Raw genomic sequence first — 22,717 nt, 5'->3', positions numbered from 1 at the left:
AGCATGTTCATATAAAGCTTTTTAAAAAAACAATAGCCACTAGTAAGCGTATTAGTTACCTTAAGTTCAGTACTTTAAGGATTAACTGTAATCACTAGCATTAATCAACTTGGTATCCACTATTGAATATTCCAGACATTCCTAATAATCATGCGCTAGCAGTTTTATTAATTACCGTGTTAGCACTCTATTTGTTTCGTCGAGAAGACATTCCCTTAGAAACCTCCTCATTGGCTGTTATCGCAGTGCTTTGTTTAATGTTTGTATTGTTCCCTTTTTATGTTGACGGTGTTCACTTTGAAGCCGGTACCTTATTTTTTGGTTTTGGCCACGAAGCCTTAATTACCGTGTGCTCATTGATGATCATTGGTCATGGCATTGTCCAAACCGGAGCATTAGAGCCTATTGGTCGGTATTTAGCTAAATTATGGAAAATAAGTCCAACCTTATCGTTATTATTAACACTCATTCTTGCTGGGGTGCTCAGTGCTTTTATTAATAATACCCCTGTTGTGGTGCTATTACTGCCTATTTTAATCAGTGTGGCATTACGTACTAAGACAGACTCATCTCCTATGTTGTTACCGATGGGCTTAGCAACCTTAGTAGGGGGTATGGCAACCACTATTGGTACGTCAACTAACTTACTTGTGGTGAGTATTGCAAAGAATATGGGGGTAGCAGAATTTGGTTTGTTTGACTTTGCTAAACCAGCGCTTATTGCCGCAGTAGTTGCCGTGCTTTACTTATGGTTAATTGCGCCCAAACTTTTGCCTAGTCGCTCAACGTCAATGGCTGATACGTCGCCGCGTTTATTTAGCGCTTATCTAAATATCGATGAAGAAAGTCAAGTTAACGGTAAAACTATTGCTGAAGCGATTGCCTTAACAGATGGACAGTTAAAAATAGAGAGTATTCAACGCGGCCCTGATAATCGTAATATTATCTCTTTACCTGATACTGTACTGACGGTGGGGGATCGCTTAAAAGTACATGACTTCCCTGAACGACTAAAAGAATATGAGAGTGTTTTAGGGGCGGTGTTGTTTTCGGGCTTACGTAAAGTTGATGATGAAAACCCGTTAAAAGCCGAAAAACAAACCATGGCTGAAATTGTTATTATTGGTGGTTCAGGTGTTGAAGGGCGCACTTTACAACAAGTCAACTTTATTCGTAAATATGGCATTTCGGTCGTGGCATTACACCGAGCAGGAAAAGCCATGGAAATAGGGCGCAACGGGATTGGTAAAACGCGCTTAAAGATTGGTGATGTACTCTTGGTGCAAGGCGAAATTGATCAAATTAACCTACTTAAAGCAAAGCGGGGGTTATTAGTTATTGACGGCGCGGCAGCATTACCACAAACCAGTAAGGCGTCGTTAGCATTGGTTACCTTACTTTCAGTAGTTGCTGTGTCAGCACTGGGTATTATTCCTATTGAAGTCAGTTCAGTCTGTGGAGTATTAATTTTATTACTAACCAAATGCTTAAATTGGGAGGAGGCTTCATCGGCGCTAAGTACGCAAGTGATTTTAATTGTTGCAGCGTCTTTAGCATTAGGCTCTACCATGATGATCACGGGAGGTGCACAATACATAGCAGAGGTCTTTGTGGTAGTATCGTACTCTTTACCTGCGGGGGGCGTTTTAGCCGCTTTAATGCTGTTATTAGCGATTCTAACGAATATCGTTTCTAATAATGCTGCCGCGGTTATTGGTACTCCTGTTGCTATCTCTGTTGCGCAACAACTCAATCTTCCCCCTGAACCCTTTATCTTAGCAGTATTATTTGGTGCTAACCTAAGTTATGCCACGCCTATGGCTTATAAAACAAATTTATTGGTGATGAACGCTGGCGGCTATAAGTTTTCCGACTTTATGCGTGTTGGTATTCCATTAATCTTATTAATGTGGGTCACCTTATCACTCTTATTAAACTGGCTTTATTTATAAGTTTTAACACAATGTTAAGTGCTATAAAGGAAAGAGAAAGAAAGTAAGCTTTTGAAATGTAGTAGATAAAACATAGTAGACACCAAGGGAAGTGTCTACTATAGAGCAGCCTTAGTATGGCTATTTTGTTACGTTATTGCGTCACTTCTTTTGCCTGTAAGGCTTTTTGTTCAAACCATAAACGCATAAAGTCATTGGTTAATTTTTGTTCTATCGCCATAGCACTTTCGGTTGGGCAAAAAATGGTGAAAAATACTTGCGTGTCACCAAGCTCAGACGTTGCTATTTGAATATGCGGATCAGGTCCGGTAATGCTCACATCTAAACGATTTTCGATTAGCTGATTATAACGAATGGCTACATCGTTAAAGTCTTCACAATATAAATAGGCTTTTTCATATAATTCATCAATAAATTCAAACGGGTTAATACTGTCATCACGCACGATAGTAAAATGATGGGTCGCATAACGTTTAAGAAAGTTAAGGTTTTTAATGATAGAGGTGATCAGTTTGCTATTAGGCATATACAAGGTTTTACCCGTATATTGGTAACTGTCTTTATCTACTTCTAACAGGGTTACTTTTGCCCAGTCGATAGAGTGAACTTCGCCGTAATAATTACCAATTTGAACCCAATCACCAATACGAAATGGGCGACTTGAGAGTAAATAAATAAAGCCAATAAAGCATTGAATAAACTCTCTTGTTGCGAGCACTATGGCAACAATAAACGCCGCAATAGAGAAAGCAAACTTTTGAATTTCTTCAGACCAGATATTAAACACAACCAAAATAATTAATAACGAGAATATATTATTGACGATATTTATTTTTAGTCTTTTATCTTGTGTAGATTTTTTTTCTATTAGTTTTAGAATCAAAAATTTAAATATAAAAAAGGTGCAAATAAGTAAAAAGGTAAGCAAAAATTTATTATTTAAAACAAACTCACTCCATTCGGTAAAGTTGAACATATTATTAAGTATTCCAATATCTTGAGTTAATTTAACTTTCATTAGCTGCTAATTACAATAAATAGACAGCTTAGAGAGATATTGTAAAGGGTTCAGAATAACAATTAAACGTAATAACTTATTTAGTTGAATAAAAATATACTAGTGTGTCTAATGACATAAGTATTTTGCTATATTCTTTAAAGATTACTTAGCACTGGGTAACATACCTTTCAGTAATAACCCGAAAATATCGGCGCCAGTAATAATCCGTTTGTTTGCTCCCCAAATTAAGAGTACATCGTGCTCAATAACGCCATCAAAGTTTTTATCAATTGAGGTGTTTATCTTCATTTGTAGCATCGCTTCATTTAATGGGGTTGTTTCATCAGTAATAACAACCGGACGATGACAATAGTTATACGGGTCAAAGTTGTCTTTTTGATACAAAGCAGCACGTGAAAAGCCGTCGGCATCTAATATTAATAAAGGGTAACCTTCTAAATTAGTTAAAATAACCCAGCTATGCTCAGTTTCATTCACTTGCATAAGAAAAGGGTCGTCTTGGCTTTTTTCTATGGTAGGAATAATAGGTAAATCTAATTTAGTGGGTAAGGCAATAATCGATTTAGGGTCAATAATTTCGCCTTCTTCGGTCACATGTATTTCATCTAACGCAAAAAAGTTTAATGCACCAATGCCTTCTACTTGATTTAAATCAGCCTCTTCAGCGGTTATATGTTGACGAATAATATTTCTCAATTCACTTTCTTCGAGGTATGTTATCCCTTCTTTACCTAACCAAGCGTCAAGAATGAGTGCCGTTGGCTTAGCTACCGGGTAAAAAAGAATTTGATAAAAGCGAATAACCGGAGCCAGTAAACTCCCCATTCTTAAAGCATTACGTGAAAAATACGCTTGTGGCGTAATTTCACCAATAATAGTAATCGCAATAGTTGAAAATAAAAAGGCGCTAACACCTGTTAAGACTGAGTCAGAGAGCATGGTTAGCAATACATTAATACCGACATTACCCCATAATATAGTAGCTAATAGAAAATTTGAATCATCCCTTAGTTTTAATACTTTTTGGGCCGCTTGGTTTTTCTTTTTAGCCTCTACCTCTAAGTGCAGCCGACTAATAGAAAAAAATGCCAGGTTTAAGCCGGAAAAAATAGCTGAATGTGTGATACAAATAGCGATAGCACACCAAGTAATAATGTCAGTTGACATGTGTATTCCTAAATAAATTTGAAAGCCGTTATTAAGGCGAATAGTAAAGTTACAGTATAAAATGTATTGTTAATGTTACTTGTTGAAATAACAACTAATAACTTTACCCTTGTTGCATAATATTACTTATACTGACAAGCATTATTACTTTAAAGTAGCGTCCGTGCTTTAGCAAAGTCTACACGTTACCGATTACTTCATGTAAGGGTTTTTTATGATCAATTGTATGCTAATTTCACCGACATCATCGTTAAAAAAAGGCGGTCAAGAGTTGGTAAACGAATGGAAGAAGGATGACAGTACCGTACTGTGGATTGATCTCAATAATGTCGACAGGGCACAAGAACACGACATATTAACGCAGTTTGGTTGTCATCCCTTAGCTATTTTAGATGCACAAAGAGACAGGCACCCGCCTAAAGTAGAGCTGTTTGACCGCTATATTTTTTTACTTTACCGAGGTTTTGTCGCAAAAGAAGACAATCTCACCTTTGAGCATGTGCAAATTAGTATGTTTATAGGGGAGCGTATCTTAATAACCTGTCATCCCAAAAGCTCGATAGCGATTAATAACTTATTTAATGAGGATAGTGAAAAATATTTAAAAAGAAGTCCTATTCATTTAGCCTTAAAAATATTTCACAGCAGTTGTGGTAATTACCTACAGCAATTATTTGGCTTTGAGGCAAACTTAGAAAAAATAGAGGATGAATTTCAAATAAGTGGTAATGATAAAATGATGCGAGAAATTACCGCCTATCGCTCGCAACTTGTTAAAATAAAACGCACCTTTAATTATCATGTCACTATTGGTAATACTTTAAATATGTATCTTGAAGATGATGACACCTCGTTAATTACCAGCAAAGAAGTTCATACCGTTAATGATTTAAGGGAGCGACTTGACCGGTTAATGAGCCTTTCTCAAATGTATTATGATATTTGTGGAGATTTAATTAATGGTTATATGTCTGTTACCTCACATCAACTAAATTCAACCATGAGAATATTAACGGTGATTACGGCGTTATTTGTCCCGCTTACTTTTTTAGCGGGTATTTATGGGATGAACTTTGAATATATACCGGAATTGAAGTCGCCTAATGGCTACTTTATTTTACTTGGCGTAATGACGGTTATTTCTGTTGGTTTAATTGCCTTGTTTAAAAGAAAGCGCTGGTTGTAAGTACAGGTTATAAATTAAAGCCTTTAGCTGAAAAACAGAGCACCTTAAATAACCTGACTTGCTTAAGCCGTTAGTTTAAGCAAGTCACTTTTATGAGCAAGTTATGAGCGATTTTTATGAGTAATAGTATTTGGTGGGGGGATTTTACCTTCGATCTACAAGAACAAAAGTGTTGGAGTATTGGCCAGCGAGCTATTTTATTAAAAAGAAAAGCGACCGAGTGGAATACTTGGAATATAGAAAGTGTCGCACAAGAGCATGATGATATTACCCTTTCAGATGGCGCAAACTTTACCGTTGAGAGTACTGATGTCGTTGGGCGCTTTTTAGAAAAAAGTACGTCGGACACAGTAAAGGTATTTCCTTTATTAGCTGACCGTACTGTTATTGCTCGACCTTCTTCACCGTTAGTTATTTTAGCGGGTGAAAAAATTCAATTGTTTATTAGTACCCCTATTTGGTTTTGCGCGCATACTGTACCTAGTGGTAAATGCATAGTGGACTTGCCATTTTGGCGGCCATCAGACTCATGGTTTGGCAGTTCAACCATTGATGGACAATTATGCTATGCAAAATATACCTCGGCGAAAACACAGCTTGAAGACCTAGATTTACACAGCCATAAGGCGACAACGTCTATTATAGTGGTTAACAATCATGATCAACCCTTCACCATCAATAGAATTAACGTGCCGGTAAATCATTTACATTTATATAGTGATGAACAAAATAATTTATGGACTTCTCGGCTCACTATTGAAATAAAAAATGACTCAAGTGATGTCGAGTTAATTGTTGATAAAAGTGTGTCGTCTGAATTAGCACCATTAACGTTTATCAGTAGCCCGCGGGTATCGTTAGGTCATGGGAAGTTGATTCGTAGAATTAGTAACCTCCTTGGATAAATAACATTGGATAAATAGCAATATGGCAGTCATCACTGAGTTTTTTAATATTTTTATAACATCACATTTGTATACCCTGATACAGGCATTAATTTTATTTGTATCGGGTTACCTTATTGCCAAAGTCATCAGTAGTGCAGTGGCGAAAGTGGCAGAAAAAAAAGCGACCAAACACGGACTTTTCCTTTTAAAAAGAACCATTTTTTATACCCTGTTAGGCTTGTTTACTTTATCGGCATTAAAACATATTGGTGTTGATTTAACGATATTACTTGGCGCTGCTGGTATTTTCACAGTAGCGCTTGGCTTTGCTTCACAAACTTCTGCCTCTAACTTGATCAGTGGTTTGTTTTTGATGATCGAAAGACCTTTTTCTATTGGCGACTCTATTAAAGTTAACGATATTTTAGGGGAGGTTATTTCAATTGACTTATTATCAGTTAAATTAAGAACATTCGATAACTTATTTGTCAGAATACCCAATGAAAGCATGATAAAAAGCGCAGTAACCACCTTGACCAAGTTTCCTATTCGAAGAGCTGATTTAAAGTTTGGCATAGCTTACAAGGAAGATATTGAAACGGTCAGGACTGTTTTATTAAAAATAGCAGAGCAAAATGTTATTTGTTTAGAAGAGCCTGCGCCCCTTTTTATATTAACTGGTTTTGGTACTTCGTCTGTCGATATTCAATTCTCAGTGTGGTCAAAAAGAGAAAACTTTTTGATGCTTAAAAATCAAATGTATCAAGATATTAAAAAGACGTTTGATGAACAGGGTATTGAAATCCCATTTCCTCACGTTAGTCTTTATGCGGGGAGTCGAAGTAAACCTTTTGATGTCGTTAACATACCAGCACAAGCACCTGTGCCGATGGAGCAGACTTCAACAACCGCTAAAGTGGCGACACCGTCAGCCCCAGGTGCTTTAGCAACTGCCCCACCATCATCGCAGTCATCACAACACAGTGACGCTGATTCAGCAACATAACAGTTAACATAGCAGTTTATATAAGGGTCAATAAAAGGATTATTATTGACCCTTGTTGTTTATGGTCTAAGTCTAAGTTTAACTATTAGACATTCGGTAAGTTTTATTTTTACTGTTTAATCAGTAGTAAATCGCATGGCGGCTCATATAAAAAGTGTGAGGTAGTACTGCCGACCCAGAGTTTATCAAGCATACTCCTGTTAACTAAACCGATGCATAATATGTCGATATTGTTTTTGTTAATAAAAGCTTTTAACGCTTCTTCAGGCAAGCCTTCAAGTAAAATATATTGCGTTTTTTTGACAAGAAATTGTTCAGCAAACTCTTGTAAACCTTCTTTGTGCATTAACAATACTTTATTTTTATATTCATATAAAACCGATGAAATATAGCAACAATGTACCAGAGTCCACTGAGCTGACAATGCTTTATGCCAAGCTTTTAACTGCTTAACAATACTGTCATCAATGTGAGCTGGGCGATCATTTTCATGTAAAGGATCCACAGCGCCAATAATATTGAGTGGCTTTTTCCAAGGGCTATTACTTAATAACAATACTGGGGAATTGATTTCGGTAAGCGCTTGGAATAACGGGTGCCTTTTTTTCGGTGGCGTATCTTCTAAAATTAATAAACTATTATTTTTTTTGGCTAGTTCAGTATTGATGACGGTTATGTGATCAGCCGATTGCGTCACTATAACCTCAGCCTCAATTGCTTTTGTGGCTAACGCGTCCAGCAAATCTTGTTTTTTAGTGTTTATTGTTGCTAATTCTTTATTGACGCTACTTGTATCTTTATTTATGGAATGCCAATACCAGCGCTCTGTTGATTTGACACGAACATCAATAATTATTTTAAGCGGCTGCTGGTGAGCGGTAGCTAACGTTATTATTTTATCTAAAGTAATAGTATTATAAAAATAACGACCATCGATAAACCATACTAATTGCTCATTTATCATTTTTTATTCCTTATAAATTAATCCTAGGGGCATAGCAGCACATTGCTTTATAACACTATAGCTATTTATTTATTGATATAGTTTATTGATCATCATAAGCGCTATAGAATAACGTTTATCATGAAAAACTTAGCGTAGAGCACCCCTATTTACTGTTATGCTAGGGTTCTACTTTTTGATTCATCTATGTATTAATAATCTACCATAATGCAATATCGAGCCTTTCTACTACTTTTATTTTTTGTGATCTCTCCGATGGCGTTATCAGCGCCGCTGGTAGTAGTGCTTTCAGAAGGTTTACCGAAAGAAATAAAGCAAAATATACAGGCTCATTTAGGTGCATTACCTGATAATGATAGCGAACGTGCTGCCTTTATCTTGATGGCGAAAAAGAAGACCTTAAATGCGCTTAATGCCCTAGGGTACTATCGCGCTTCAGTGACTAGCTTAACCAGTGAACCGCGCGATAATAACGAAATAACGCTAACGATTAATGTGGTGTTAAATCAACCGACCCTAATCAATAAGGTTGATGTTGTGCTAGCCGGTGACGCTCTTAACGACAGTGCTTTTACTGAACTTATTAGTGACTTGGCTATTCGCTCTGGTGATATCTTACATCATGGTGCTTATGAGAAGCTTAAAATTGATTTAGCCTCGCTTGGCTTAGAGCGCGGATACTTTACTAATAAATTTACTAAAGCCACTATCGCTATTCATAGAAACCTAAAAACCGCTGATATTATTATTCATTATGATAGTGGTCCTCGTTATCAATTTGGCGAAATCACCTTTAATTACTTAGGCATTAACCCCAGTGTTCTAAAACCTTTAGTGCCTTTTAAAGTGGGGGATTTTTATCAACAACGTTTGCTACAAAATTTACAAAATGAACTAGATGAAACGCAATACTTTAGTAACGTTGTGGTGCGACCCAGCACTGAAAAAAGTACAGAAGCCAATAATGCTAGTATTTTAGCTATTGATATTTCATTAAAAAAAGCTAAAAGTCATCAATTAGATTTAGGGCTAGGTTATGCGACCGACACGAAAGAGAATTTTTCTTTAGTGTGGAAAACGCCAGCGGTAAACAACTATGGCCATAAGCAAGAAACCAGGTTGTCTTATTCAAAAATCAATCCTACTGGGAGTTTTGTTTACAGCATTCCATTAACGCATCCCAATAATGATATTTTCCAATTTAAAGCATTACTAGAAGAAAATGATTTTGCCGATTTAACCAGTAAGTTTACTTCTTTTCAAATGGGGCGTGTTTACTTAGAGGATGAAATTTTACGTCAACCTTATGTTCGATATCTTAACGAAAAGTGGGATGTCGATGGTGCTATGTATGATAATGCTAATTATTTTATTCCTGGCTTTACTTGGTCAGATAAAACTTGGCAAGGCTCAGTGTTAGATCCTAGTAATGGCTTTCGACAATATTATAATGTAGAGGGCAGTTATGAAGCGCTAAATTCTGAAACATCATTTTTACGCTTTAACGCTCGCTGGAAATACATTGCCTTAGTTGCCCCTAAACACCGTGTAGTGACCCGAGCGGAGTTAGGCTATATCATCACTAAAAATAATGTCGGTGCAGAGCTTTCGCCATCGCTTCGTTTTTATGCCGGAGGTGATCAAAGTATTCGAGGTTTTGCTTATCAATCAATTGGACCTAAAACTGAGCTTTTACATGGACCGAACCAAGGCGATGAGATTGTCACCGGTGGTACGAATATGATTGTTGCTAGTATTGAGTATCAATACTATTTTACTAATGAATGGCGCGGCGCACTCTTTAGTGATGGCGGGAGTGTTAACAATACCGACAAGCTAAACCTTGCTTACTCTGTTGGTACCGGTATTCACTATATTTCTCCTATTGGACCGATTCGATTTGCCTTAGGTTACCCGTTAAGTGAGCAAGATAAGTCATGGCGCATTCACTTTAGTATTGGAGCTGACCTATGAACTACAAAGGTGTGAGCTTAGGCGTATTAACTCTACTCACCAGCATATTGTGTTTCTTCACCCTATTACTGTCAACGCCGTGGGGGACTCAGCTCACTCTTTTCCTTATTAATGGTCAATCGTTACAGGTCGAATATCGAAGTGGCGCACTATTAAACGATTTACACCTAACAGAGTTAACCATTAAAAACGAGGCGTTAGTGGTTAAAGCAAATAATATAAAGCTACAACTGCATTTGCGCTGCCTGTGGAAAAAACAATTCTGTGTTGATACGTTACGTATTGACGCTTTGCATGTAGACATAAAAGATAACGGTGCTAGCTCTGCTGATGAGTTACTGGAAGAGGTAATGATTCCCGCGTTTTTACCTTTGCCTTTTGACCTTAACATGAAGCAATTTTCATTAGCAAAGGCACAGATACAAAATGATAATATCGCCATTTCGTTAGCGCACTTTTCAAGCGGGTTAATGATTAAAGATAACGTAATAACCATTGAAAAAGCACTATTAGCGAGTGCAACGATTACCTTAACGAAAAGTACGTTAGCGAACAGTGAAACACGGCAAACCCAGCCGATAAAAAAAACTAGCGAACCGTGGCCTTTAGCTACATTACCTAAGGTATCGCTACCTTTTAATTTAACGATAAAATCGTTTGCTGTTAAAGAGTTTATCCTTAATGAGCAGTCAGTTGAGAAAACTACTCAAGAAAAAGTCAAAAATAAAGCAAAAGCCGAGCAAGCTACTAAGGCAAACACAGCAAGTAACTCAGACTTTGTTGAAAAAATACCGCTGCTCGAGATAGAAAACCTCATCACTCGCTTATCTTGGTTTAAAACCAAACTGAGTATTGATACGTTGTCATCAACAGCAATAGCGGTGGGCGATTTTTCTTCACAGACGTTCTCTTTACACGCTATTTCTTTACAAGGTAACGTTGAACTACTAGCACCTTATAGTGTCGATTTAACCTTACTTAATACCATTCAAAGCAATGAAGTGTTACCTCAACTGAACGACTCTTCTCAAAAAATAGCCGTTAAAGGTGATTTATCACGCTTAGCCATTACTGCAAGTAGTGAAGGCGCTTTAGCGTTAACAACAGACGCATTAGTTGATATTACCAAAGCCAGTTTACCCTATAAAATAGCGGTTAATGTGAGTAAGTTAACCTTGGCGACTGAGGTTAGCCAAGTGCTTAATTCAACCAGCTTTTCATTAAAAAGTCAGGGCGATATTAGCCAACAAACGCTAGCGCTTAATACTCACTTTAGCGGTTTGGGCTATGACAATGTAGCACTAACTTTAGATGCTCAGCTTAGTGAACAGCCAAGCGAGCACTTAGATGAGCCACTGAGTGATCAGTTAAAGAGCAGAAGTATAAAAATAAACGCTTTGCAGTTAAAAGATGCCGCGGCAAAAAACGCTTTAAATATGGTGGGTAATATTAATATTGGCAATGAAATTTCTTGGGATGTTCAACTAGACTCTACTGGCATTACCTTACCTGAACTTAATCCAGATTTATCAGGTCGCCTGCAAGGTCGTGTGCAAAGTAAAGGCTTTTGGCATGATCAGCAATGGGCAATTAACTTGGTGAACTCCGCTGTTAGCGGTGAAATTAATGATAATACATTCTACGTCAGCGCTAATCTCGATGTTAACCATAAAGGAGAGTTAGCGCCAAGTGAGCTGCAAGTTAATTATGGTGATATAGGGCTTAGATTACAGGGCTATAGCGATAAAAATTGGCATGTTAATGGCACCATTAGTGTCGGTGATATCAACAGCTGGTTAAAAGATATTGAAGGATCTTTACAGGCAAAAATAGCTATCTCTGGCGCTATTAGCGACCCTAATATCAATGTTGCAGGCGAATTTAGCAAACTGTTCCTCTCAAACGTTGCTAACAATATTACCAGTGACGCCATTGGTTTTACTGCCAACTATCGACCACTGAGTAATCATCAACATCAACTAACGTTGACGAGTTTACTGGTCAATATCAATGAGCATACCATCAATAAGATAAAGCTATCGAGTCATGGTGATTTAGCTAAGCAACAAGTGGGCTTAACTTGGTTTGGTGATTCATCAGTTAATGTTTCGCTCGAGAGTCAATATAAGGCAAACGATAGCTTGTTGGATATAAAAACCAATAACGCTAGCTTTGCCATAGGTCAGCATGACTTTGAGGCAAGTGAGTCGGTGCATTTGCTTTATAACCTAGCGCAAAAAACGTTAGCGATTAACAAGCATTGTTGGTTAGGAAACGCTTCACAACTGTGTTTAAACGAAAATAGCCAGATAAGTGCTACTCAGGGAGAACTTTCCTTATCGACTAAGGTAAATACTGAGCTTTTAAGGTCTTTTATACCTAAAGAAATCTCGGTTGAGAGCACAATAGCCGGCAATATTACTCTGGGGTGGCAAGCCGATAAGCCGCCGGTTATTGATGCTAAATTAGCGCTAAGTGCTGGCGGTATAACCATTATCAAAGCAGGAGATATAAAAAAATTAATGACCTGGCAACAAGGTCAATTAACCCTTGCTATGACTAACAATAAGCTTAACGCTGATGTCGTTTTAATAGCGCCCGATGGTCGTGCTATTTTAACCGCTAAAACAGCTATTCCCTTAGTTAACAATAGTAACAATAGTAACAATAGTAATGTGCATAGCGTTATTCGCTTGAATGATTTTAGCTTAGCACCACTACAGGCTTTTGTGCCAGAGTTGTCTTTACTTGAGGGAATGTTAAATACTGAGCTGGCGATAGCAGGTGATATAAGTAAGCCGATAATCAATGGGCAAATGAGACTAACACAGGGGAAAGCTAAAGTATTAGGCGATATTAATACTGTAGAAAACATTACCATGGCTATTGAGCTTAATGGTCACAGCGCTACTATTTCTGGCGGGTTAAATATTAATAGTGGTCGGGCAGAATTAACGGGAAATATTGATTGGCAAAAGGATTTACACGGCAGTATTAACTTAGATGGCGAGTCGTTAAATTTTTCTGTTCCACCTGATTTAACCTTAACTATATCCCCTAAGCTTAACGCTCAGCTAACAGCATCTGAGCTTAAGTTATCTGGTCGTATTGAGGTGCTTGAAGGTAAGTTATCGGTTGATAAACTACCACAAGGCAGTGTCAGTTTAAGCCAAGATGTTATTATTGTTAATGATGCTGGCGAGCAAGTTATTAAAGAAAAACGTTTTAATATAGTCACCAATGTACGTGTGGTTATCGCCGATGTTTTTCAAATAGAAGGTCAAGGTTTTGTTGGGCTAATTGGCGGTGAATTACAAGTCAGTCAGCAGTCACAGCAACCTTTACAATTATTCGGTAGTTTAACAATACCCGAAGGGCGCTACCGTGCTTACGGGCAAGACTTATCTATGAGTAAAGGTAATATATCTTTTAACGGCCCGGTGAAAAACCCGTATGTATCAATGCAAGCAACCCGCACTATTGAAAAAGAAGATATTATTGTTGGTATTGAAGCGACAGGTCTTGCTAATAGCCTGCAAATTAAATTGTTTTCAAAACCTAGTTTGCAGCAAGCTGAAGTGTTGTCCTATTTAGTGAGAGGCCGAGGACTTGATGCTGAAACCAGTGGTAGTAATGCGGCATTGGGGTTAGCTTTAGGTACAGTGCTTACAAACTATTCAGGTGTGCTAACGCAAATAGAAAAGCTGCCATTATTGAATAGAATTGAAATCGATGGTGATGATGAAGAAGCCTCTATTGCCGGTTACATTGGTGAACAAGTCTATATCAAATATGGTATTGGCGTAGTTGATCCTATTAATGAGCTAACGGTTAGGTTTTATTTCTTTAGTCGATTATGGGTTGAAGCCGTGTCGGGCTTAGAGAGCTCAGCTAATCTTTATTATTCATTTGATATACAGTAAATTACCTAGCATCAAGCGCCGATAAAGTCTCGTTGATGTAACACTTAATATCGAGTTATACGCCTTACTGGTTAAGCATCGCATATTGATTGACATGCTTGGTTGTGCGCGTTATAAAACAATGTTTTTATTGGATCCTAGACAGTAATAACACACCCTCAACTTTCTATACTTTGTCGGAAAAAAATCATGATTGTTAGAAATAAACCCAACGCATTTAAAATACTTTTTACGCTTAGAGGCTCTGTGCTGCCGCTTGTTTTTCCACAAATAGCTTTTATGACTATGTTGGGTGTTGTTGTTGCCGCCATTCAATATTATTATCCCAATACTTTTCCAGATTTCACCTTAGCTCCGCTAGCGTTATTAGGTATGTCGCTGTCATTGTTTTTAGGTTTTAGAAATAATGCTTGTTATGATCGTTGGTGGGAAGCACGTAAACAATGGGGGCAATTAACGATTGATTCGCGTTGTTTATCTCGTCAGGTGACTTCTTATATCGATGGGCAAGTAGAAGATGGTGTTTTAGTACACCGAAGGATTCTTTATTTAACTATTGCTTTTAATCATGCCTTACGGCATCAATTAAGAGATTCTGATCCTTGGGAAGATATAGAAAGATACCTAGAGCCAAAAGATATTGAGCCTCTACGTAACACTCGAAATATACCCGATGCGTTGCTAAGATTAATCGCAAAAAAATTAGGCTCATGTCGTCATAAAGATTTATTATCAGACTTTTTAATCCAAAGCCTTGATGAACGTATGAGTTCAATGGCAGCAGTGCAGGGGGCATGTGAGCGCATTAAGAAAACCCCCTTACCATTTGCCTATTTATTATTGGTTCAGCGTACAGCCTACATTTACTGCTTGATATTACCTTTTGGTATTGTCGCTTCACAAGGACTGATTACACCATTATTTTGTGCCATAGTAACCTACACATTTTTTGGCTTAGATGCATTGAGTGAAGAGTTAGAAGAGCCTTTTGGCGTTGCGGAAAACGACTTAGCATTAACGACAATGTCTCGAACAATTGAAATTGATATATTAGAAATACTCGGTGAATCAGACTTACCTGAATGTATACAACCTATTAAACACCGCTTTGAATAGTAATACCCTATAGAATATTACTCCCTTTTTTAAGGGATAATTAATACCCATTTGGTTAAATTGAACGATGTGCGTGTGCATCGTTCAAGCTCGCAAAGGGGGAGTTCCTAATAAAAGGCAACGGCTCAGATGCGGCTTTATTGATTTTGACAAGGACGTTACACGGAGGTAGCATTATTAGATAATGCAGGACTTATTCTTCACAATAACCATTCTCTTCAATCAATGGCTTGCCTCTAAACCTTTAAATTATGACTAGTGGGAAAGAGCTTAACCAATTTACTATAACAATAAAAAAGACAACAAAGTTGGCATAGTAATAATTTTACTATGCCAATTATATTTGTAGGTTTATTTTCCATTGACAGAATGTTTATTTAGCCACTTAGTTTGCCGTGGTTTTAGCATCATATTGATCAAACTTATTGAATTTGATAATAGCGGTTAGCTCTTCACCGTACAGACTGCCTTTTTCAGAATAACGATCTAACTTAGTCACTAGCACAAAGGGATCGTTTGTTTTCATTTTGGCTTTTCTAAAATCATCAAACGCATGACTACGCGCTAGGGTGCGATAATAGTCGTAAACGGAGGCTTCGATTGAACTATATTTTTTAACCCAAATAGTTTTATCACCACGTTTTTGTAAGGCAGCAATACGGGGTTCATCTTCATCAAAAGACCAAACACCAAAGATGTTATAGGCTTTTTTAAAAAAACGAGACGTTGCCCAAGAACTTTCCATCGCGGCTTGTGCAATAGCAATACTTTTAGGGTGTGGTTTAAGCGCCATTAACAGCTCTTCATCAGTAGTCGCTTTATATTCTACTTTTAGCTTTTCAATGCTCTTATTCGTTTTACCTGCTGCTAAGGTGCTTTTAATATCACTATATTGCTTCATTAAATCAGCGTATACAGTATCAACCGCAGGAATAATTAATGACTTAAAACGTGCTTTCTTCTCTTGCACTGTCATCGGAGGGAGTTCGGTGTCTTTTGTCGTACTAGTAAAGTAATAACTGATAGCACCAGAAATGATCATGATGAGAACCAAAATGACGATTTTATTAGTAAATATTTTCAAAATAGAGAGTCCTTATTAATTTTTGATAAATTATTAACGCCTCTATAGTAACAAAAAATAACGTTAATAGCTGACTAGGCACATGAGTAAAATATTAATCCCTTTACTGTCGGTAATGCCTAGTCATTGCATAAAGTTATTAAGGTTACAGAATAACCATATCATCACGATGTACTACCACGCTGCCTTGATTATGCCCTAAAATACTGGCAATGCTGCCACTGTGTTGGCCCATAATGCGCGTTAAGTCACGTTGACTGTAAATACTAATTCCTTTCGCGATAATTTTGTTACTTTTTTCATCAATCAAATCGACAGAATCACCTTGCTGAAAGCTAAATTGACATTGTGATTGGACAGATTTTATGCCTTTTGGCAGTAACGATGCGCCTTCGTTTAATAACGCGTTGACGGCGCCTTCATCTAAAATAATTTGTCCTTGGCTTTTTAAGGTATGTTTAAGCCAATGCTTTTTAGCAGTAATAATATCTTTATGAGCAATAAAGTGTGTACCTGGATTTAGCTCTTTTAATAAAGCGTCAAAGACGTCATTACGCGTACCGTTAACAATATAAGTATTAATACCATGCTCAACCGCTTTTGCTGCCGCTTCAATTTTGCTGCGCATGCCGCCAGTACTATGCTTATTATTGTTTACCCCGGCCATTGCGTATATTTCATCGGTAACCTTATCTATTACCGGTACTAAGAGCGCATTAGTATTGGTTTTAGGGTCTTGAGTAAAAACACCGTCAACATCACCTAAAATAAACAAAGCATCGGCTTCACATACTTGGGCAACTAAAGCGGCAAGGTTGTCATTATCGCCTGCAGTAGCATCTTTACTAGCCACGGTGTCATTTTCATTAACAATAGGCAAAATACCATTAGCCAACTGAATGTTAATGGTGTGTTTAATGCTAATAAAGCGTTCTCTGTCGTTGAGATCTTGTTGAGTGATTAATAATTGGCTACAAGGAATATCAAAAAAACGCTGCCAATTAGCCATCATTTTCATTTGCCCAACAGAAGCCATCGCTTTTCGAGTGGCGACAGAGACATCGACAGAGCCATGATGAATAGAACTACGACCAGCAGCAATAGAGCCAGAAGACACCAGAATAATCTCTTTACCTTGTTGTTGGCATTGAGTAATAAATTGCGATATTGCTAAGGTATATTTACCACTACAGCCCTGGGCATTAGGAGCAACTAAAGCGCTACCTACTTTGATTACTGCTCGATTAAACTTCATGTTATTGCCTGATATTTAGTGTTTTGTACTGTTCTTTAGTTAACACGGCTTAATAAGTGTTGCCGCTTAAACAATGATATTGTTTGTGTCTAATTAAGTGTTTATACTTTTGCCATAAAAGCTGCACTTTACTTTCACACTCTGCCTTTATCTTGCATACGTGAACAAATTGCTCTTCTATTTGATTCTCGGGAGAACAAAGATTTTCTTCTAACATAAACAAGCGTTTACCAATACTGGTGAGTAACTCGGCCTCGGCAATGCTGAAGTCTCCGGTTTTTTTAAAGCCACGAGGAAAATTAGTATCGTCATAAAACTGTTCGGTACAAATAAAGCCATGTATTAATGTCATAATTTTCTCACGTTATCTCAGTCAACTGGTCATTGAGCCGAGTATGCGGATAACTCATCAAGCTGTAAAACAAATAATAATTATCGTATCGATAAGAGGTAACAGAATGGATATAGAGTTAATTAAAACCTTTTTAGAAGTGAAAGATTGTCGTCACTTTGGCAAAGCAGCAGAAAACTTATATCTAACACAGGCAGCTATTAGTACGAGGGTACGCCAGTTAGAGCGTTACTTTGGCGTAGCGCTATTTCACCGAGCAAGAAATAACATTCAACTTACCTTAGCGGGCGAACGCCTAGTCCCGCACGCAGAAAATATGCTTAATACCCTACGCATGGCTAAACAAGATGTTGCCCTAGCTGCCGAGCAAATAGCGCAAATATCAATTGCGGGCACGCCTAACACCTGGGATGTTTATATTCATGACGCCATCTCTAAAATATACTCTAATCAACCGCATATTAGTTTGATTGCTGAAATATTATCGCGCGAACAATTAACCAGAGGTCTACTTGAGCGTACCCTTGATGTTGCTATTTTATTTGATCCCCCCAAAGTGGAGGAGTTAAAGATAGAATCCTTGTATATGTTTAACTTAGTGCCGGTAACTACTTTTGATCATGAGGTAATAAGCCCAGCAGATGTTAAGCGTTATATTATGATTGATTGGGGCATGAGCTTTATTAATTGGCATGCCAAAGAGGTTAGCGGTATCTCTATTCCTGCCATGAGAACCTGTACGGCACGCATCGCGTTAGATTTAATGTTGCAATGTGGTGGTAGTGCCTATTTACCCGATATGCTAGCAAAACCATTTATAGAACAAGGCAAACTTTTTGCCATAGACAGTTTGCCCATTTTTGAGCGTGAATTATTCAGTGCATTTCATAAAGAAAATGAAAATGAAGCACGCATTATTGAAATTAAAAACTTACTGAGAAAAGAGGAGCCTGAAGCACCAGCGATTATTACTGGGTAAGTATCATGATGAAATCACCACACACTTATCATATTGCATCGCTAAATAACGTGTTACCAGTAAAATACTTTTATCGTTAAGCTAAAAATTTTTTGCTTTATTTATAAGGCTAAAAGATAGATTATCCGCTTTTAACATGATCGTCTTTTTGGTGAGAAAAATGACCCTTGATTCTAGTTATGAACTATCTTCTTCTGATAGCGTTGACGTAAATAGCGGCGAGCCTTTAAATAACGTTAATACTATGACTGACTTTACCCTAGACTTTTTATCTGACGAGGTATCTGACGAGGTGGTCAGTTCGAAACAACGTAATCGCCATAGTTTTCTAGTAAAGCAAAGAATTGAAGATTTACAGGAAGAGCGTCGATTAAGAAAATTTGATGAAGATTATTTTTCTGATTGGGATTAACTAACGCCCCCTAGACACTCATCATTATTTACCCCTTATCAAGGTAAATTCATGCTTAAAAAAAGGACTAATTTATTAGTCCTTTTTTTATCGTTACTTTTAAACTTTTTTAATTTTATGCTATCGCTTGATGGCGTATCATTTACCCTCTACTCATCTAAACATAAATAACTGCAAATAACTGCAAACAAAGGCAAATAATGAATATTCTTTTTTTAATGTACTCTTGGGATAAAATTGATCCAGAGACTGACTCTACTTTACGACTTATTCACGAGTGTGTGTCTCGAAATCATACAGTCGCGATTGCTACGCCGCACAATTTAACGATGAGAGATTCAGTGTCTAGCGCATTTTGTCAGGTCTTTAAAAAAGGTACAGCCACACCTGCCAGCATCATGTCATTTTATAAAAAAGCTGAGTTTAAAAAATCACAGCTGCCTTTGGCTGGGTTTGACATTATTATTATGCGCGCCAACCCCCCACTGGATCCTATTACTTTAAACTTTCTTGATTCAGTGCGTGAAGATGTTTTTATCATGAACGATATCGATGGCTTACGTATTGCTAACACCAAACTATATACAGCGTCGTTTGATGATCCGTGTAATCACTTTATTCCCGTTACGCACGTATCTAAAACACCAGAATACTTAGTTGACGTATTAAATCATTCTGAGTCAGGAAAAATGATCATGAAACCGCTCGACGGTTATGGTGGTCAGGGGGTGATTTTAGTAGATAAAAACGCACAAAAGAGTTTTCATTCTCTGTTAGAGTTTTATATTAACAGCGGTAAAGGTGGCAATTACGTTATTTTACAAGAATATGTTGAAGGTGCTGATGCCGGCGATGTGCGTATCTTAATGCTAAACGGTGAGCCTATTGGGGCCATGAAGCGCGTACCGGCTAGTAATGAAGTTCGCTCTAACGTACATGCAGGTGGTAGCGTTGTTAAGCATATCTTAACTAAAAATGAAAAAGCACTGTGTAAGCATATTGGTCCTAAATTGGTACGCGATGGTTTGTATTTTGTTGGTATTGATGTGATTAACGAAAAGTTAATTGAAGTGAATGTGCAAAGCCCTGGTGGCATTATGCGTATTAATAAGCTTAATAATGTCAAACTACAGAAGAAAGTTATCGACTTTGCAGAAGGCGTTATTCATGCTAAAGAGGCATTAGCACAACGTAGAAATGAATTTAGAAAGGCGATAGACGATGCTCACGTTATCTGAAAAAGAATGTATTGCGTTAATCAATAAAGGCAAGTGTTTTCATGCACAAGTAGAAGATGCTTCATTTATTATAAAAATAGATGAGTATAGTCCTGTGGTATGCGCTGCTATTCACAATGGTCATCAACTTAGAGATGAGTTGAAAAAAAACTGTTTATTAACCGACAAAGCCCGACATTATGAAGAGTCGCCTTACACTGCCGATTTAATTTCATCGTTTCCTATTGTGTTAATTGCTAACGATTCACGTTTTGAATATGATCTTAACAGAGCAAAAACGTTATCTACTGCTTTTAAAACGACTAAAAACAAACAGGTGTGGCAAAAGCCGTTAACGGTAAAGCAACGTAGTGTTAGCCATGCTAAGCATCAAGCTTTTTATAATGTTGTCGAAGCGTTAATCGCTAAGTTAGAGTTGTTATTTAAAAATACCATTATTTTTGATATGCACTCCTATAACTATCAGCATATTGATAAAGCGTCGCCGACCTTTAATATTGGCTCGTCGCAAATAGACATGCAGCGCTGGGGAGCAATCGCGACTAAATTTGAGCAACAGCTTAATAAAATAGATCTACCTAACATGGACGCTTACGCGGCAACCGATGAAGTGTTTCATGGCCGAGGCTACCTGATCACGCATATTAGTGCCCATTTTGACAATACACTAGTGCTGCCCATTGAAGTCAAAAAAGTCTTTATGGATGAAAAAAATGGTGAGCTTTTTCCGTTAGTATTGGAAGAGCTTAAAGCAGGTATTAAGCACGCTATTAGCGATACCTCAGCCTTTTTTATGCGCAAGTATAATAAGCAAAAGTTGGCTAAAAGTACCGACATGCTTACCTCATCATTGGCGCCTGAAATTATTACAGTTGATAAAAGACTGGTTGCGCTTTGTAAAAGTGTAGAAACGCTCAACTTTATTAACCCTATTAATATTGCTAGTGAGCGTAAAAAGTTTTTTTCAGCAAAAAGTACCGGTTCGCCAGACTTTCATTATAAACAGCTTAATATTGACCCGTACCAATTTAGAGAGCAACTCTATAAGTTACCAGTAAATGAAATTATGGATGCTGATATTCAGCAAATGTATCGCCATACTATTGATAACTTAGCTAATAAAATTGATTTGTTAACCTCAATTGGTACCGATGATTTTGTTTATAACTCATTACGTTATTATGGTGAACCTAACAGCCAAGATATTGCTAACGCAGAATTTATATTACGCGCCCCTGAAATAGAAGGTGAGTTTGAAGAATCAATTCACAATGCTGATTATGCGGTTGAATACTATAAAGAGCAGGCGAGCAAGTGGCAGTTAAACTGTCGTATTGAAAAGTCATCTCGACTGGTTGCTAAAGCCATGGTTAACAATGAAAAACGTTTATTGCTAATTAATAAAGATGCGCTTTTTACCCGCTCAGAATTGCAAGGTTATGCTTTTCATGAGCTAGGTATTCATATGCTTACCACCATCAATGCTAAAGAGTCGCAGTTAAAGGTGTTCTCCATTGGTCTTGCGGGTAATACTCATACGCAAGAAGGCATCGCGATTTTTAGTGAATATTGCTCGGGTAACTTAACGCTAGCGCGACTAAAAACCCTTGCTTTACGAGTGATTGCAGTAAAGTACATGCTTACTCATGGTGATTTTTCTAAAACTTATCAGATGCTAATGACTAACTATGGCGTGAGCTCTGCTAATGCTTTTACCTTAACCACACGAGTTTATAGGGGCGGTGGTTTTACTAAAGATCATCTTTATTTGAAAGGTTTTAGAGATATTCTTAACTTTAGAAAAACAGAAAGCCTTGAAAATTTATTGGTGGGTAAAACCGGCTTATTAGATTTTCCGGTTATCGCTGAAATGATCGAGCGTGGTCTTATTACTAAACCTAAATCGTTATTTCCTTTAGAGGTGAAATTAAATAAACCCATGAGTATTCTTGATTATTTGGTGAGTTCTATTAAATAGTTTTTAACAAATAAGCACAAGGTTCTTAATCCTAATAGCAGCTTATTGGGATTAAGAACACTATTAAGTTATCGTATTCTCTAGCTTAACATGTTAGGTGTAATTCCATTGTTTCGTATAAAGAAATGACCACTTAGAACGGCATGGGCGACATGAGCACAAATAAAATTTGTGAAGTTATCATGGTCCCATACGTTACTAGAGTCCGAGTTTAAACGCTTAC

At 37.4% G+C, this 22,717-nt stretch carries 17 protein-coding genes; 11 read left to right on the top strand and 6 right to left on the bottom strand.

Annotation, left to right across the window (positions count from 1 at the left end; genetic code table 11):
• Positions 1-122 precede the first annotated feature (122 nt).
• Entirely contained in the window at positions 123-1,952 is a 1,830-nt protein-coding gene (locus tag FCS21_RS14350) for an SLC13 family permease (protein ID WP_138624250.1), read from the top strand.
• 133 nt (positions 1,953-2,085) lie between these two features.
• Here the strand turns inward: FCS21_RS14350 and FCS21_RS14345 are convergent, their stop codons facing one another.
• Together FCS21_RS14345 and FCS21_RS14340 are read right to left on the bottom strand one after the other, a co-directional pair.
• Positions 2,086-2,970, bottom strand: coding sequence for a mechanosensitive ion channel family protein (locus tag FCS21_RS14345; protein ID WP_246047274.1), 885 nt, complete (start codon positions 2,968-2,970; stop codon positions 2,086-2,088).
• 144 nt (positions 2,971-3,114) lie between these two features.
• Complete coding sequence (locus FCS21_RS14340) at positions 3,115-4,140, bottom strand: DUF21 domain-containing protein (protein ID WP_138624249.1); 1,026 nt, start codon at positions 4,138-4,140, stop codon at positions 3,115-3,117.
• Positions 4,141-4,354: 214 nt separating this feature from the next.
• Here FCS21_RS14340 and FCS21_RS14335 point away from each other — a divergent pair, with 214 nt between their 5' ends.
• The 3 genes from FCS21_RS14335 (at position 4,355) to FCS21_RS14325 (ending at position 7,219) form a co-directional block, all read left to right on the top strand.
• Entirely contained in the window at positions 4,355-5,326 is a 972-nt protein-coding gene (locus FCS21_RS14335; protein ID WP_138624248.1) for a magnesium transporter CorA family protein, read from the top strand.
• A 116-nt stretch (positions 5,327-5,442) separates the two neighbouring features.
• Positions 5,443-6,231, top strand: a complete 789-nt coding sequence (locus FCS21_RS14330; RefSeq protein WP_138624247.1) for a DUF432 domain-containing protein — start codon at positions 5,443-5,445, stop codon at positions 6,229-6,231.
• A 22-nt stretch (positions 6,232-6,253) separates the two neighbouring features.
• On the top strand, positions 6,254-7,219 hold the full coding sequence (locus FCS21_RS14325) for a mechanosensitive ion channel family protein (RefSeq protein WP_138624245.1): 966 nt from the start codon (positions 6,254-6,256) through the stop codon (positions 7,217-7,219).
• 109 nt (positions 7,220-7,328) lie between these two features.
• Here the strand turns inward: FCS21_RS14325 and FCS21_RS14320 are convergent, their stop codons facing one another.
• Complete coding sequence (locus FCS21_RS14320; protein WP_138624244.1) at positions 7,329-8,183, bottom strand: universal stress protein; 855 nt, start codon at positions 8,181-8,183, stop codon at positions 7,329-7,331.
• A 255-nt stretch (positions 8,184-8,438) separates the two neighbouring features.
• Between FCS21_RS14320 and FCS21_RS14315 the strand changes: the two genes are divergently transcribed.
• From FCS21_RS14315 to FCS21_RS14305, 3 genes are all read left to right on the top strand, one after another.
• Positions 8,439-10,157 carry an autotransporter assembly complex protein TamA gene (locus tag FCS21_RS14315; protein WP_246047272.1) on the top strand — a complete coding sequence of 573 codons (1,719 nt, stop codon included), beginning with the start codon at positions 8,439-8,441 and terminating at the stop codon, positions 10,155-10,157.
• Complete coding sequence (locus tag FCS21_RS14310; protein WP_138624240.1) at positions 10,154-14,080, top strand: translocation/assembly module TamB domain-containing protein; 3,927 nt, start codon at positions 10,154-10,156, stop codon at positions 14,078-14,080. The genes FCS21_RS14315 and FCS21_RS14310 overlap by 4 nt, the downstream gene beginning before the upstream one ends.
• 189 nt (positions 14,081-14,269) lie before the next feature.
• Positions 14,270-15,196, top strand: coding sequence for a bestrophin family protein (locus FCS21_RS14305; protein ID WP_138624239.1), 927 nt, complete (start codon positions 14,270-14,272; stop codon positions 15,194-15,196).
• Positions 15,197-15,581: 385 nt separating this feature from the next.
• Here the strand turns inward: FCS21_RS14305 and FCS21_RS14300 are convergent, their stop codons facing one another.
• From FCS21_RS14300 to maoP, 3 genes are all read right to left on the bottom strand, one after another.
• Complete coding sequence (locus tag FCS21_RS14300) at positions 15,582-16,238, bottom strand: glucosaminidase domain-containing protein (RefSeq protein ID WP_138624237.1); 657 nt, start codon at positions 16,236-16,238, stop codon at positions 15,582-15,584.
• Positions 16,239-16,425: 187 nt separating this feature from the next.
• The gene (gene proB / locus FCS21_RS14295) at positions 16,426-17,535 is read right to left on the bottom strand and encodes a glutamate 5-kinase (RefSeq protein WP_138624236.1); all 1,110 of its coding nucleotides are present in this window, start codon (positions 17,533-17,535) and stop codon (positions 16,426-16,428) included.
• Between the two features lie 49 nt (positions 17,536-17,584).
• Complete coding sequence (gene maoP / locus FCS21_RS14290; protein ID WP_138624234.1) at positions 17,585-17,887, bottom strand: DUF413 domain-containing protein; 303 nt, start codon at positions 17,885-17,887, stop codon at positions 17,585-17,587.
• 106 nt (positions 17,888-17,993) lie between these two features.
• Between maoP and FCS21_RS14285 the strand changes: the two genes are divergently transcribed.
• The 4 genes from FCS21_RS14285 (at position 17,994) to FCS21_RS14270 (ending at position 22,494) form a co-directional block, all read left to right on the top strand.
• Entirely contained in the window at positions 17,994-18,866 is an 873-nt protein-coding gene (locus FCS21_RS14285; protein ID WP_138624232.1) for a LysR family transcriptional regulator, read from the top strand.
• Between the two features lie 160 nt (positions 18,867-19,026).
• Positions 19,027-19,278 carry a PA3496 family putative envelope integrity protein gene (locus FCS21_RS14280; RefSeq protein WP_138624230.1) on the top strand — a complete coding sequence of 84 codons (252 nt, stop codon included), beginning with the start codon at positions 19,027-19,029 and terminating at the stop codon, positions 19,276-19,278.
• Positions 19,279-19,478: 200 nt separating this feature from the next.
• Complete coding sequence (locus tag FCS21_RS14275) at positions 19,479-20,516, top strand: glutathione synthase (RefSeq protein WP_138624229.1); 1,038 nt, start codon at positions 19,479-19,481, stop codon at positions 20,514-20,516.
• The gene (locus tag FCS21_RS14270; protein ID WP_138624227.1) at positions 20,500-22,494 is read left to right on the top strand and encodes a flavohemoglobin expression-modulating QEGLA motif protein; all 1,995 of its coding nucleotides are present in this window, start codon (positions 20,500-20,502) and stop codon (positions 22,492-22,494) included. The genes FCS21_RS14275 and FCS21_RS14270 overlap by 17 nt, the downstream gene beginning before the upstream one ends.
• The last annotated feature ends 223 nt before the right edge of the window (positions 22,495-22,717 follow it).

It is taken from the genome of Colwellia ponticola (assembly GCF_005885605.1).
Taxonomy (GTDB): Bacteria; Pseudomonadota; Gammaproteobacteria; order Enterobacterales; family Alteromonadaceae; genus Colwellia; species Colwellia ponticola.
Note: the sequence above shows the minus strand (reverse complement) of the source record. Positions and strands in the feature narration are given on the sequence as shown.